Here is a 12,556-nt window from a genome sequence, read left to right as displayed (position 1 = left end):
CCGGGTCACCCCGGCCGCACCCCAGTATCCCGTACTACCGGCGGCCGCGCCCCGACGGCCCGCTCCCCGGACGCGCCGGAGGGGCCCGCCGCTGCGCTCAGTGCGCTCAGCGACGGGCCCCTCGGTGGCTCGGGTGGTGCGGACCGGTCAGCGGGTCGAGTAGTTCGGCGCCTCGACGGTCATCTGGATGTCGTGCGGGTGGCTCTCCTTGAGGCCCGCCGAGGTGATCCGGACGAAGCGGCCCTTGCTCTCCATCTCGGCGATGGTGCCGGCGCCGACGTAGCCCATGGTCTGGCGCAGGCCGCCGACCAGCTGGTGCAGCACGGCCGACAGCGGGCCGCGGTACTGCACCTGGCCCTCGATGCCCTCGGGGACGAGCTTGTCGTCCGAGGCCACCTCGGCCTGGAAGTAGCGGTCCTTGGAGTACGAGCGGCCCTGGCCGCGGGACTGCATGGCGCCCAGCGAACCCATGCCGCGGTAGGACTTGAACTGCTTGCCGTTGATGAACAGCAGCTCGCCCGGGGACTCCTCGCAGCCGGCCAGCAGCGAGCCGAGCATCACAGTGTCGGCACCGGCGGCCAGCGCCTTGCCGATGTCGCCCGAGTACTGCAGGCCGCCGTCACCGATGACCGGCACGCCGGCCTCGCGGCAGGCCAGGGCGGCCTCGTAGATGGCGGTGATCTGCGGGACGCCGATGCCGGCGACCACGCGGGTGGTGCAGATGGAGCCGGGGCCGACGCCGACCTTGACGCCGTCCACGCCGGCGTCGATCAGCGCCTGGGCGCCGTCACGGGTGGCGACGTTGCCGCCGACCACGTCGACGCCCACGGCCGACTTGATCTTGGCGATCCAGGCCAGCGCGTTGTGGCTGTGGCCGTGCGAGGTGTCGACCACCAGGAAGTCCACGCCGGCCTCGACCAGGGCCTGGGCCCGGTCGAACGCCTCGGCGCTGGCGCCGACGGCGGCACCGACCAGCAGCCGGCCCTCGGCGTCCTTGGCGGCGTTCGGGTACTGCTCGGCCTTGACGAAGTCCTTGACGGTGATGAGGCCCTTGATCCGGCCCTCGTCGTCGACCAGCGGCAGCTTCTCGATCTTGTGGCGGCGCAGCAGCGCCATCGCGTCGACGCCGGAGATGCCGACCTTGCCCGTGATCAGCGGCATCGGGGTCATGATCTCGCGGACCTGGCGGCTGCGGTCCGACTCGAAGGCCATGTCGCGGTTGGTGACGATGCCGAGCAGCTTGCCCGCCTCGTCGGCGATCGGCACGCCGGAGATGCGGAACTTGGCGCACAGCGCGTCGGCCTCGGCCAGCGTGGTGTCCGGGCCGACCGTGATCGGGTCGGTGACCATGCCGGACTCGGAGCGCTTCACCAGGTCGACCTGGTTGGCCTGGTCCTCGACGGACAGGTTGCGGTGCAGCACGCCGACGCCACCCTGGCGCGCCATCGCGATGGCCATCCGCGACTCGGTCACCTTGTCCATCGCCGCGGAGAGCAGCGGGATGTTGACGCGGACGTTCCGGGAGACCCGCGAGGAGGTGTCCACCTGGTTCGGCAGCACCTCGGAGGCCCCGGGCAGCAGCAGGACGTCATCGAACGTGAGCCCGAGCATGGCGAACTTCTCGGGTACGCCTGCGGCGTTGTAAGACATTTGGGGGGTACCTTCCGTGGCCGGCCTTATCCGCTCACGCCCTGAGGGTGGGGGCGCATTCATCGCTCACTCGCGCAGACCGCCGAAAGCCGGGCGCAATAGGAGGATCCTCCAAGGGGACCCCGCGCGCACCCGTGAAACTTTGGCAACCCGCCCAGGCGCCGATACCCCATGGTACTGGCACCGCGAATGTGTCCTCGTGTGCCCTTGACAACAACCCCGCCCGCTGCCTGATTCCGCCTGATTCCGTCCCGCCCGCGGAGCCCCGCCGAGCGGGCACGCCCCGCAACGGCCGAGGTCACGCGCCCCGCAACGGCCGAGGCCAGGGGTCAGGAGGACTCCTCCGCGAGGGCCCGCAGCCGACTGAGCGCCCGGTGCTGGGCCACCCTGACGGCGCCCGGGGACATCCCGAGCACCTCGCCGGTCTCCTCCGCCGACAGCCCGGCGGCCACCCTCAGCAGCACCAGCTCGCGCTGACGGGCCGGCAGGTTGGACAGCAGCTCCTTCGCCCAGGCCGCGTCGCTGCTCAGCAGCGCCTGCTCCTCCGGGCCGAGCGCCTCGTCCGGCACCTCCGGCAGGTCGTCCTGCGGGACGACGGTCGACCCCGGCCCGCGCATCGCGGCCCGCTGCAGGTCGGCGATCTTGTGCGCGGCGATGCCGTACACGAAGGCCTCGAACGGCCGCCCCTGGTCCTTGTACCGGGGCAGCGCGCAGAGCACCGCGACGCAGACCTCCTGCGCGACGTCGTCCACGTGGTGCCGGGCTCCGCCGGGCAGTCGCACGAGCCTGGCACGGCAGTACCGCAGCGCCAGCGGGTGGACGTAGGCGAGCAGGGCGTCGATCGCCGGGCCCTCGCCGCGCACGGCCGCCGCGACCAGCTCGCCCACCAGCGGCGAGCCGCCCGTACCGAGCACCGGAGGGCGGCCCGGTCCGCGGTCGGCGCCGGAGCCGTCCGGACCGCCGGGATCGGCGTACGACGGATCGTGACCCGGACCGGAGGGCTCGGCCTCCACCGGGTCCGCCTGGCCGGCCGCGCCGGCGACGTCGTCGCGCATCGGTCCATGGTGCCTGGTCGAGCGGGAAAACGCGGCACCGCGTCCGGAGTTGTGCACCGGAACGTTATGCGCTGCCGCACCGTGGGGCGTGCCGCGCACCACCGGCCCCTCCTGCACCGTGCCGCCTCCCGCCCCGCCGTCGGTGGTCCCGTCCGTCGCGCCGTCCGCCGAGTGTCCTGCGGCCGCGCGGTTCGCCGCAGTGCCCGTCCGCTGGTCCCCGAGGTGCTCCACTCCTCCATGGTGCAACCTCGGGACCGTGACGTCACACACCTGTGCGGTACCCGCCACGGGGATCACCGGTGGCGCGCCGCACCCGGCGGCGCCGCCGGTGGTCAGCGGACCAGGCCCCAGCGGAAGCCCAGCGCCACCGCGTGCGCGCGGTCGGAGGCCCCGAGCTTCTTGAACAGCCGTCGGGCGTGGGTCTTGACGGTGTCCTCGGACAGGAACAGCTCGCGCCCGATCTCGGCGTTGCTGCGGCCGTGGCTCATGCCCTCCAGCACCTGGATCTCACGCGCCGTCAGGGTCGGCGCGGCACCCATGTCGGGGCTGCGCAGGCGGCGCGGGGCGAGCCGCCAGGTCGGGTCGGCGAGGGCCTGGGTGACGGTGGCCCGCAGCTCGGCGCGCGAGGCGTCCTTGTGCAGGTACCCGCGGGCGCCCGCGGCCACCGCGAGCGCGACACCGTCGAGGTCCTCGGCGACGGTGAGCATGATGATCCGCGCGCCCGGGTCGGCGGACAGCAGCCGCCGGACCGTCTCGACCCCGCCGAGGCCGGGCATCCGGACGTCCATCAGAACGAGATCGGAGCGGTCGGCCACCCAGCGGCGGAGGACCTCCTCCCCGTTCGTCGCGGTGGTGACCCGGTCCACACCGGGTACGGTCGCGACCGCGCGGCGAAGCGCCTCGCGGGCGAGCGGGGAATCGTCGCAAACGAGAACGGAAGTCATGACCGTCGTCCTCCGCAGCTGATCCGCGTCACGTTGAGCCTCCTGGCTGGTACGAACCTCTCCGACACGGCCGATCGGCGACAGACTCCGTGCTGATCGCCCCAACCTGCCCGCGATCGTTCCCGACGTCCGGCGCCCGCTAACCGCCTCCGCACTTCCAACGACCGTCACTCGAATGAGTTACGGCCTTCGGGGCCATCTCCACCACTGTACGTGGCCAACCCGTTACCGATCAGCCGCATCGCGGTGCACACGCCGCACTTTTCCGCAGCTCGCGCGCGGTCGGCGTACGACCCGCACACCGATTCGGCATGTCGTGCGCCCGTCGGCCACCCGATTGCCACGCCCGCGCCCGCCGAGGACCCTTGCCCACTTTGCCCGTTTTTATAGCTTTCGTATGGTCATTGACTGTTGTGCCAGTGTGTGGGTGACTTGTCCATGGAGTTGCCTTAAGTCATATTTCCAGGTGTCCACACCAGTGCATCGAAGCCCCGCCGTATCGCTCGGCAGCAGCCCGCCGAGCGCCCGGCCGACGGCCGACGGCCTCTGAAGGGAATGAGCCATGGCAGATTTCTCCCGCCTCCCCGGTCCCAACGCGGACCTCTGGGACTGGCAGCTCTCCGCAGCCTGCCGCGGCGTGGACAGCTCGCTCTTCTTCCACCCCGAGGGCGAGCGCGGGGCCGCGCGCAGTTCGCGCGAGGCCAGCGCCAAGGAGGTCTGCATGCGCTGCCCGGTGATCGCCGAGTGCGCCGCGCACGCGCTGGCGGTCCGCGAACCGTACGGAGTCTGGGGCGGGATGACCGAGGACGAGCGCGAGGAGATGCTGGGACGCTCGCGGCACCGGCTGGTGGAGGTCCCGCTGACCCCGCCGGCGGTCGCGCAGCGCTAGACCCGCCTCCGCGACGCGCCGTGAAGAAACGTTTCTTCGCGGCGCCTCAGGCCGGTCACGGCCGGTACGGGACCTGCGGGAGTTCCGTCACCCACCGTCAGCGGGCGGCCGCCGCCCCCGCCAGCCGCTCCAGCATCAGCGCCACGGCCGGCACCTCGGCCAGGTCCGGCAGGGTCAGCGCGACCACCTGTCGCACCGCCGGCGCCCCCGAGGCCGTCCGCACCGGCACCGTCGACACGCCGTCAGGGCGCACCGACTGCAGCGCCAGCCGCGGCAGCACCGCGACGCCCAGCCCGGCCGCCACCAGGCCGACCACCGCCGGGTAGTCGTCGGTCGCGAAGTCGATCCGGGGCTCGAAGCCCGCCCCGGCGCACAGCTCCACCAGGTGCCCCCGGCACTGCGGACAGCCGGCGATCCACTGCTCCCCCGCCAGCTCGGCCAGCTCGACCGGCCCGCCCCGCCCGGCCAGCGGGTGGGCGGCCGGCAGCAGGCCGACCAGCGGGTCGTCCAGCAGCGGGGTGACCACCAGATCGGACCAGTCGGTCCCGGCGGTCAGCTGCTGGGCCTCCAGGTTGGCCTCGGCCCGCGCCTCGCGCGGCGTGCCGTGCGCCGACGGCGGCAGCACGACGGCGCCGTCGGACTGCGGGTAGCGGAAGGCCAGCGCGATCTCGCACTCGCCGCCGCGCAGCATCGCCAGCGACTCCGGCGGCTCCGCCTCGACCAGCGACACGCGCACCCCCGGATGGCCGTCCCGCAGCCGGGCGACCGCGGGCGGCACCAGGGTGGAACTCGCGGTCGGGAAGGACACCAGCCGCACCCGGCCGGCCCGCAGCCCGGCGATCGCGGCCACCTCCTCCTCGGCGGCGGAGAGCCCCGCCAGGATCCCGGTGGCATGCTTGAGCAGGACCCGCCCGGCCTCGCTGAGCTGCATCCCGCGGCCCGAGCGGACCACCAGCGGGGTGTCCACGGACTTCTCCAGGGCCTTCATCTGCTGGCTGATGGCGGGCTGGGTGCACCCCAGCTCACGAGCGGCGGCGGAGAAGGAGCCGGTGCGGGCGACGGCACGCAGGACGCGCAGGTGGCGGGCCTCGATCATGCCTTAGTTATAAGGCAATCTTTGCGTTCTGCAAAATTCTACTGATGATTGAAGCGGCCACGACCCGGCGGACGACCGGGCGGGCGACAGCCGGAGGCCCGGCCCGCGTCCCCTCGCGGGGTGCGGACCGGGCCTCCGGTCAGTGGTTCGGGCCTCAGTGCGAGTGGCCGTGACCGTGGGAGTGGCCGTGACCGTTGTCGGCCTCCTCCTCCTTCTTCTCCACCACGAGGGTCTCGGTGGTGAGCAGCAGGGAGGCGATCGAGGCGGCGTTCTCCAGGGCGGAGCGGGTGACCTTGACCGGGTCGATGACGCCGGCCTTCACCAGGTCGCCGTACTCGCCGGTGGCGGCGTTGTAGCCCTGGCCGATCTCCAGCTCGGAGACCTTGGAGGTGATGACGTAGCCCTCCAGGCCGGCGTTCTGGGCGATCCAGCGCAGCGGCTCGTGCAGCGCCTTGCGGACCACGGCGACACCGGTGGCCTCGTCACCCGACAGGCCCAGGCCCTCGTCCAGCACCTTGGCGGCGTGGACCAGGGAGGCGCCACCGCCGGCGACGATGCCCTCCTCGACCGCGGCGCGGGTCGCCGAGATGGCGTCCTCCAGACGGTGCTTGCGCTCCTTCAGCTCCACCTCGGTGGCGGCGCCGACCTTGATGACGCAGACGCCGCCGGCCAGCTTGGCCAGGCGCTCCTGCAGCTTCTCGCGGTCCCAGTCGGAGTCGGTGGCGGCGATCTCGCCCTTGATCTGGGCGACGCGGCCGGCCACGGCCTCGGCGTCACCGGCGCCGTCGACGACGGTGGTCTCGTCCTTGGTGATGGTCACGCGGCGGGCGGTGCCCAGCACGTCCAGGCCGACCTGGTCGAGCTTGAGGCCGACCTCCTCGGAGATGACCGTGCCGCCGGTCAGGGTGGCCAGGTCGCCCAGGATCGCCTTGCGGCGGTCACCGAAGCCCGGGGCCTTGACGGCGACGGCGTTGAAGGTGCCGCGGATCTTGTTCACGACCAGGGTCGACAGCGCCTCGCCGTCGACGTCCTCGGCGATGATCAGCAGCGGCTTGGAGGCACCGCCCTGCAGGATCTTCTCCAGCAGCGGCAGCAGCTCCTGGATGGAGGAGATCTTGCCCTGGTTGATCAGGATGTACGGGTCCTCCAGGACCGCCTCCTGCCGCTCCGCGTCGGTGACGAAGTACGGCGACAGGTAGCCCTTGTCGAACTGCATGCCCTCGGTGAAGTCCAGCTCCACGCCGAAGGTGTTCGACTCCTCGACGGTGATGACACCGTCCTTGCCGACCTTGTCGATCGCCTCGGCGATCAGCTCGCCGACCTGGGTGTCCTGGGCGGAGAGGGACGCGACGGCGGCGACGTCGTCCTTGCCCTCGATCTCGCGGGCGACGGACAGCAGGTGCTCGGAGACGGCGGCGACGGCCTTGTCGATGCCCTTCTTCAGGGCGGCCGGGCCGGCACCGGCGGCGACGTTGCGCAGACCCTCGTTGACCAGGGCCTGGGCCAGCACGGTGGCGGTGGTGGTGCCGTCACCCGCGACGTCGTTGGTCTTGGTGGCGACCTCCTTGACGAGCTGCGCGCCAAGGTTCTCGTACGGGTCGTCCAGCTCGACCTCACGGGCGATGGTGACACCGTCGTTGGTGATGGTCGGGGCGCCGAACTTCTTGTCGATGACGACGTTGCGGCCCTTGGGGCCGATGGTCACCTTGACGGTGTCGGCCAGCTTGTTGACACCGCGCTCCAGCGAGCGGCGGGCGTCCTCGTCGAACTGCAGGATCTTCGCCATGTTCCCTATTCCCTCGGGGCTGCGGCCGGCCCACCGGCCGCCGAACTACGTGAACCAACAACCACGCCCCGGGCCCCTGTCACTTGGGACACGGATCCGGGGCGGGTCGGAACGACTTACTTCTCGATGCTGCGTTTACTTCTCGATGATGGCGAGAACGTCACGAGCCGAGAGGACGAGGTACTCCTCGCCCTGGTACTTCACCTCGGTGCCGCCGTACTTCGAGTACAGGACGATGTCACCGACGGCGACGTCGAGCGGCAGACGCTGGCCGTCCTCGAAGCGGCCCGGGCCGACGGCCAGGACGACGCCCTCCTGGGGCTTCTCCTTGGCGGTGTCCGGGATGACCAGGCCGGAGGCCGTGGTCGTCTCGGCGTCGAGCGGCTGGACCACGATGCGGTCCTCAAGCGGCTTGATGGCAACCTTGCTGCTGGTGGTCACGTCCGAGCTCCCCTTCGGAGATTACGGGGTTTTCTAACGGGTAGGGGCGAGCCTGCGGGTCTGCCGTCGCGGGGGTCAGACACACGTCTTCGCGTTAGCACTCCCCCGGTGGGGAGTGCCAAGGACGACCATAGGCCCGTGTTAGCACTCAGTCAACCAGAGTGCCAACGGCGCGCCCGGACAGCCCCGGCTGACGGATGAGTACCCGTACTCATGTGCGACCGTCGGCGCCCTCGGCACACTCGTGCCATGACCGACACCCCGGCACGCCTCGGCCCGTCCGACGCGCAGGACGCCGTGCTCGCGGTGGCGCTCCTGCCCGTACTGGCCGCCCTCCCGCTCGGCGCCTTCTGGCTGGGCGCCGCGGTGGCCGAAGCCTTCGGCTCCGACAGTGGCGGCTGCGTCGCCTACGGCGCGCTCTGCGCCCTGGTCATCGGCTGGGGCGTGCCGGTCGCCGTCGCCGTGCTCGGCGAACGGGCCGACTACCGGCTGCTGCCGATCTCCGCCGCGGTCGCCCCCTCCGCCCTGCCCGTCGTGCTCTGCCTGGCCGCCCTCGGATGAGCACGCCGCCCGCCGCCCGCAGGGCCCGAGCCGGGCTCCGCCCGCTCGCGCCCGCCCCGGGCACGGCGCCGCGCCGACCGGCGAGAATGACCCCGTGGACACCGAGAACCTCCAGCCCCTGCTGACCCCCGAGGGCCAGGCCCTGCTCGCCGAGCTGCGCGAGTTCACCCCCGAGGAGGAGCTCGCGCTGGCCACCCGGCTGCGGCGGGAGCACCCGGCGGAGCTGGTGTCGGCGGCCTTCGGGCAGGCGCGGCTGCGGCAGCGGGCGCGCGCGAAGTTCGGGGCGGACGCCGACCTGATGTACTTCACGCCCAACGGGGTCGAGCAGTCCACCCGGCGCAGCGTGGCCGAGTGGCGGGCGCGACGGTTCGCCGAGCTGGGCGTACGGCGGCTGGCGGACCTGTGCTGCGGCATCGGCGGGGACGTGCTGGCACTGGCCCGGGCGGGCATCGAGGTGCTGGCCGTCGACAAGGACCCGGCGGCCTGCGCCGCCACCGCCGCGAACGCCGCCGCGCTGGGCCTGGCCGAGCTGGTCGAGGTGCGCTGCGCGGACGTCGCCGAGGTGGACGTCACCGGCTACGACGCGGTGTTCACCGACCCGGCCCGACGGACCTCGCGCGGCCGGGTGTTCGACCCCGAGGCGTACGCCCCGCCGCTCTCCTGGGCGATCGAGGCCGGCCGGCGCACCCCGATCGGGGCGCTGAAGGTCGCACCGGGCATCCCGCACGAGGCCGTCCCGGCGGACGCCGAGGCCGAGTGGGTCTCCGACCACGGCGACGTCAAGGAGGCGGTGCTCTGGTTCGGCACCAGGGCCGCCGGCCCGCACCGCGCGACCCTGCTGCCGCACGGCGACAGCCTCACCGGCGGCGACCTGCCCGACCCGCCGGCCGGCCCGGTCGGGCGCTACCTGTACGAGCCGGACGGCGCGGTGATCCGGGCGCACCTGGTGGCCGAGGTGGCCGAGCAGGTCGGCGGCCGGCTGATCGACCCGAAGATCGCCTACCTGACCTCGGACGAGCTGGTCGCCACCCCGTACGCGCACGCCTTCGAACTCACCGACGTGATGCCCTTCCACATCAAGAAGCTGAAGGCGCTGCTGCGCGAGCGCGGGGTCGGCACGGTGGTGATCAAGAAGCGCGGGATGGCGATCACCCCGGAGGAGCTGCGCCGCCAGCTCAAGCCCTCCGGGCCGAACACCGTCACGGTGATCCTCAGCCGCACCGACCACGGCCCGCTGATGATGCTGGGGCAGCCGGTCCGGGCCTCCGGGGCCTAGGAGGCGGGGGCCTGGATGTAGTCCTCCAGCCGGGCCACCGAGAAGCCCTGCTCCTGGATCCGGGTCAGCAGGTCGCCGAACATCTGGGTCATCGTGGCGCCCTTGAGCTCCTTGGGGCCGCGGAAGTGCGCCAGGATGATGTCGCCGGGCTTCAGCTTCTTGTCCCCCGCCTGGTACTGCATGTCGTGGATCTGCATCGACTCGCGCCACAGCACGACCGCGCGCGGGCCGCACTGCTGCACCGCGGTGTTGAGCGTCGGGGTGTTGGCACCGTCGCCGAACGGCGGGCGGAACAGCAGCGGCGCGGTGCCGTACTGCTGGGTGAGCGCGGCCTGGTCGTCGCAGACCTCGGACTTCTGCTTGTCCGGCGACAGCTTGCTCATCACCGGGTGGTCCACGGTGTGGTTCTGGATGTGGTTGCCGAGCGCCTGGAGCGGCTTGAAGTAGCCGTAGTCGTTCTTGACGATGTCCTTGGTCAGGAACATCGAGATCGGCACCTTGAGGTCGGTCAGCATCTCGACGAACTTCGGGTCCTTCTCGGCTCCGTCGTCGATGGTGATGAAGACCACCTTGTCGGTCGTCTTCACGTCGCTGAACACCGGTACCGGGCCGGTCCGTTCGAGCTTGATGGGCTTGTCGGCGGGCGGCGCCGGGGCGGGCGGGAGCGGGGTGAGGTTCCACTTCGCCCAGGCCGCCGCGTTCGCGCCCGCCGGAGCGGCCCCCGGGGTGGCGGCCGCGCTGCTCGGGGCTGCCGCGGCCGGCTGGGGCGTGCCCGACGCCGCCGACGTGCCGGCCGGCGCGGCCGTGCCGCCGCCTCCGTTGTCGCCGCACGCGGTGGCGAAGGCCAGCAGGGCCAGCGCCCCCGCCGCGTACGTCCTGGTCCTGCTCCGCCCGTCCCTGCTCACCGCACCGCGCTCCCGGTTCCCGTTCAGCTTTCTATCAGCTGATTCACGGTAGCGGCCGGGGTCGCGGTTCCCGGTGACGACCTATTCGACCTGTTCGACCTGTTCGACGTGCTCGCTGGTGAAGGACCAGCGGTGCACCGGCCGGCCCAGCAGCTCGGCCGGCGGGTCGGCGACCGGCACCGGCGCGCCGCTCCACCAGGTGATCAGGAGCACCCGCTCGCCCGGGGCGGAGAACATTTCGAGGCGCTCAAGACCGGCCGTGCCGCGCACCGCGGGCAGCACCGACTCCCGCACCCAGGCGGCGAGCTCGGCCCCGCGGCCGTCCGCCGCCCGGGCCTCCCACATCGCGGCGACGGTCATCCGGCGCCGCCGCCCAGGGCGTCGTAGGCCTGGCCGTGGACGTCCCCGTGCCCGAAGCCCGCGGCCGGCACGTGGACCTCGGTCACCGGCAGCGAGGAGTCGGCGGACAGCTCGAACGCGGACGGCGCACGGTCGCGCCACACCATCTCGGAGCCGAGCGCCGCCACCATCGCGCCGTTGTCGGTGCACAGGCCCGGCCGCGGCACCCGCAGTCGGATGCCGGCCCGGTCGCAGCGCTGCTGGGCCATCTCGCGCAGTCGCGAGTTGGCCGCCACGCCGCCGCCGATCATCAGGTGGTCGACGCCGTTGTCCTTGCACGCCTTGACGGCCTTGCGGGTGAGCACGTCGGTGACCGCCTCCTGGAAGGACGCCGCCACGTCGGCGACCGGCACCTCCTCGCCGGCCCGGCGCTTGGCCTCCACCCAGCGGGCGACGGCGGTCTTCAGACCGGAGAAGGAGAAGTCGTACGCGGGGTCGTTCCGGCCGCTCAGGCCGCGCGGGAAGGCGATCGCCTTCGGGTCGCCCTCGCGCGCCCTCCGGTCGACCACCGGGCCGCCGGGGAAGCCCAGGCCGAGCACCCGGGCGACCTTGTCGAACGCCTCGCCGGCCGCGTCGTCGATGGTCGCGCCGAGCGGGCGGACATCGCTCGTGATGTCCTCGCTGAGCAGCAGCGAGGAGTGCCCGCCGGAGACCAGCAGGGCCATCGTCGGCGAGGGCAGCCGGCCGTGCTCCAGCTGGTCGACGCAGATGTGCGAGGCGAGGTGGTTGACCCCGTACAGCGGCTTGTCCAGCGCCCAGGCGTACGCCTTCGCGGCGCTGACGCCGACCAGCAGCGCGCCGGCCAGGCCGGGGCCGGCCGTGACGGCGATGCCGTCCAGGTCGCTCGCCTTGATCCCGGCGGTGTCCAGGGCGCGCTGGATGGTCGGGACCATCGCCTCCAGGTGGGCGCGGCTGGCGATCTCCGGGACGACGCCGCCGAAGCGGGCGTGGTCGTTGACGCTGGAGGCGACCGCGTCGGCCAGCAGCGTGGTGCCGCGCACGATGCCGACGCCGGTCTCGTCGCAGGAGGTCTCGATGCCGAGGACGAGCGGTTCGTCAGCCATGGCGGGTGTCCTCAATGTCCTTCGGGTCAGTGCTGTCAGTACTGGGGTGGTCGAGGCGCATCACCAGCGCGTCGACGTTGGCGGGCTGGTAGTAGCCGCGCCGGATGCCCACCGGTTCGAAGCCGTGGCGCTCGTACAGCCGCTGGGCCCGCGGGTTGTCCACCCGCACCTCCAGCAGCAGTTCGGCGCAGCCGCGCCGGGCGGACTCCCGGATCAGGTCGGTGAGCAGCGCCGTGCCGAGGCCGGCGCCCTGGTGCCGGTCGTCGACGGCGATGGTCTGGACGTCGCCCTCGCCGGCGATCGCCATCAGGCCGGCGTAGCCGACGACCGAGCCGTCGGCGGCGGTGGCGACGGTGTAGTGGCGGGTGCCGCCGGGGTGGGTCTCCGCCAGCTCGGACCAGAACATCCCGGTGGACCAGGCGTCCTCGGGGAACAGCCGCAGCTCCAGCTCCATCACCGGCGCGATGTCCCACCAGCGCATCGGGCGCAG

At 72.5% G+C, this 12,556-nt stretch carries 13 protein-coding genes; 3 read left to right on the top strand and 10 right to left on the bottom strand.

Going from position 1 to position 12,556, the window contains the following annotated elements; all coding sequences use genetic code 11:
- Positions 1-147: 147 nt before the first annotated feature.
- The 3 genes from guaB to ACIGG8_RS18820 all read right to left on the bottom strand — a co-directional run bounded on the left by guaB (position 148) and on the right by ACIGG8_RS18820 (position 3,649).
- On the bottom strand, positions 148-1,650 hold the full coding sequence (guaB, locus tag ACIGG8_RS18830; protein WP_350519942.1) for an IMP dehydrogenase: 1,503 nt from the start codon (positions 1,648-1,650) through the stop codon (positions 148-150).
- Between the two features lie 329 nt (positions 1,651-1,979).
- Positions 1,980-2,705, bottom strand: a complete 726-nt coding sequence (locus ACIGG8_RS18825) for a sigma-70 family RNA polymerase sigma factor (protein ID WP_396549215.1) — start codon at positions 2,703-2,705, stop codon at positions 1,980-1,982.
- A gap of 332 nt (positions 2,706-3,037) precedes the next feature.
- Positions 3,038-3,649: a response regulator transcription factor gene (locus ACIGG8_RS18820; RefSeq protein WP_014136228.1), complete on the bottom strand. Its 612-nt coding sequence runs from the start codon at positions 3,647-3,649 to the stop codon at positions 3,038-3,040.
- A 562-nt stretch (positions 3,650-4,211) separates the two neighbouring features.
- Between ACIGG8_RS18820 and ACIGG8_RS18815 the strand changes: the two genes are divergently transcribed.
- Positions 4,212-4,538, top strand: coding sequence for a WhiB family transcriptional regulator (locus ACIGG8_RS18815; RefSeq protein ID WP_350519940.1), 327 nt, complete (start codon positions 4,212-4,214; stop codon positions 4,536-4,538).
- 97 nt (positions 4,539-4,635) lie between these two features.
- Here ACIGG8_RS18815 and ACIGG8_RS18810 read toward each other — a convergent pair whose 3' ends face one another.
- The 3 genes from ACIGG8_RS18810 to groES form a co-directional block, all read right to left on the bottom strand.
- Positions 4,636-5,634, bottom strand: coding sequence for a LysR family transcriptional regulator (locus ACIGG8_RS18810; protein ID WP_396549213.1), 999 nt, complete (start codon positions 5,632-5,634; stop codon positions 4,636-4,638).
- 154 nt (positions 5,635-5,788) lie between these two features.
- A complete protein-coding gene (groL, locus tag ACIGG8_RS18805) occupies positions 5,789-7,420 on the bottom strand; it encodes a chaperonin GroEL (RefSeq protein ID WP_350519938.1) in 1,632 nt (543 codons plus the stop codon).
- A 135-nt stretch (positions 7,421-7,555) separates the two neighbouring features.
- Entirely contained in the window at positions 7,556-7,861 is a 306-nt protein-coding gene (gene groES, locus ACIGG8_RS18800; RefSeq protein ID WP_014136232.1) for a co-chaperone GroES, read from the bottom strand.
- Between the two features lie 249 nt (positions 7,862-8,110).
- Here groES and ACIGG8_RS18795 point away from each other — a divergent pair, with 249 nt between their 5' ends.
- Entirely contained in the window at positions 8,111-8,422 is a 312-nt protein-coding gene (locus ACIGG8_RS18795; protein WP_396549211.1) for a hypothetical protein, read from the top strand.
- Positions 8,423-8,516: 94 nt separating this feature from the next.
- Positions 8,517-9,698: an SAM-dependent methyltransferase gene (locus ACIGG8_RS18790; RefSeq protein ID WP_396549210.1), complete on the top strand. Its 1,182-nt coding sequence runs from the start codon at positions 8,517-8,519 to the stop codon at positions 9,696-9,698.
- Here ACIGG8_RS18790 and ACIGG8_RS18785 read toward each other — a convergent pair.
- From ACIGG8_RS18785 to rimI, 4 genes are all read right to left on the bottom strand, one after another.
- Complete coding sequence (locus tag ACIGG8_RS18785) at positions 9,695-10,603, bottom strand: polysaccharide deacetylase family protein (RefSeq protein WP_396549209.1); 909 nt, start codon at positions 10,601-10,603, stop codon at positions 9,695-9,697. The two genes, ACIGG8_RS18790 and ACIGG8_RS18785, sit on opposite strands and share 4 nt — an antisense overlap.
- Positions 10,604-10,684: 81 nt before the next feature.
- On the bottom strand, positions 10,685-10,963 hold the full coding sequence (locus tag ACIGG8_RS18780; RefSeq protein WP_396549208.1) for a hypothetical protein: 279 nt from the start codon (positions 10,961-10,963) through the stop codon (positions 10,685-10,687).
- Positions 10,960-12,066 carry a tRNA (adenosine(37)-N6)-threonylcarbamoyltransferase complex transferase subunit TsaD gene (gene tsaD / locus ACIGG8_RS18775; protein WP_396549207.1) on the bottom strand — a complete coding sequence of 369 codons (1,107 nt, stop codon included), beginning with the start codon at positions 12,064-12,066 and terminating at the stop codon, positions 10,960-10,962. The genes ACIGG8_RS18780 and tsaD overlap by 4 nt, the downstream gene beginning before the upstream one ends.
- On the bottom strand, positions 12,059-12,547 hold the full coding sequence (gene rimI / locus ACIGG8_RS18770; protein WP_350520093.1) for a ribosomal protein S18-alanine N-acetyltransferase: 489 nt from the start codon (positions 12,545-12,547) through the stop codon (positions 12,059-12,061). The genes tsaD and rimI overlap by 8 nt, the downstream gene beginning before the upstream one ends.
- Positions 12,548-12,556: the final 9 nt, after the last annotated feature.

Origin of the sequence: Kitasatospora sp. NPDC085464 (assembly GCF_044541955.1) — a bacterium.
GTDB lineage: Bacteria > Actinomycetota > Actinomycetes > Streptomycetales > Streptomycetaceae > Kitasatospora.
This window is presented reverse-complemented; position numbering and strand designations above follow the sequence as displayed.

Coding starts and splice junctions, on each gene's coding strand:
- ACIGG8_RS18820 (WP_014136228.1), bottom strand. CDS start 3,649: ATGACTTCCGTTCTCGTTTGCGACGATTCCCCGCTCGCCCGCGAGGCG.
- groL (WP_350519938.1), bottom strand. CDS start 7,420: ATGGCGAAGATCCTGCAGTTCGACGAGGACGCCCGCCGCTCGCTGGAG.
- ACIGG8_RS18795 (WP_396549211.1), top strand. CDS start 8,111: ATGACCGACACCCCGGCACGCCTCGGCCCGTCCGACGCGCAGGACGCC.
- guaB (WP_350519942.1), bottom strand. CDS start 1,650: ATGTCTTACAACGCCGCAGGCGTACCCGAGAAGTTCGCCATGCTCGGG.
- ACIGG8_RS18815 (WP_350519940.1), top strand. CDS start 4,212: ATGGCAGATTTCTCCCGCCTCCCCGGTCCCAACGCGGACCTCTGGGAC.
- ACIGG8_RS18810 (WP_396549213.1), bottom strand. CDS start 5,634: ATGATCGAGGCCCGCCACCTGCGCGTCCTGCGTGCCGTCGCCCGCACC.
- rimI (WP_350520093.1), bottom strand. CDS start 12,547: ATGCGCTGGTGGGACATCGCGCCGGTGATGGAGCTGGAGCTGCGGCTG.
- ACIGG8_RS18825 (WP_396549215.1), bottom strand. CDS start 2,705: ATGCGCGACGACGTCGCCGGCGCGGCCGGCCAGGCGGACCCGGTGGAG.
- ACIGG8_RS18780 (WP_396549208.1), bottom strand. CDS start 10,963: ATGACCGTCGCCGCGATGTGGGAGGCCCGGGCGGCGGACGGCCGCGGG.
- tsaD (WP_396549207.1), bottom strand. CDS start 12,066: ATGGCTGACGAACCGCTCGTCCTCGGCATCGAGACCTCCTGCGACGAG.